General features: G+C 71.0%; 1 protein-coding gene. It reads right to left on the bottom strand.

The genetic code is table 11. The annotated features are described in order from the left end of the window. Positions 1-210: AMP-binding protein (locus KUM44_RS37045; protein ID WP_217214163.1), on the bottom strand; the 210-nt coding region annotated here is incomplete at both ends.

The raw sequence follows: 210 nt of genomic DNA, 5'->3' as shown, positions 1-210 counted from the left end.
ACTGATGGGTGTGCGGCCAGGACGGTTTCGATTTCGCCGGGTTCGATGCGGTGGCCGCGGAGTTTGACCTGGTGGTCGGTGCGTCCGGCGTATTCGAGGTGGCCGTCGGTGTGCCAGCGGGCGAGGTCGCCGGTGCGGTACATACGGGTGCCCGGGGCGCCGTGCGGGTCGGCGATGAAGCGTTCGGCGGTCAGGCCGGGGCGCTGGTGG

Source organism: Streptomyces sp. AC550_RSS872 (assembly GCF_019049285.1).
Lineage (GTDB): Bacteria > Actinomycetota > Actinomycetes > Streptomycetales > Streptomycetaceae > Streptomyces.
Note: the sequence above shows the minus strand (reverse complement) of the source record. Positions and strands in the feature narration are given on the sequence as shown.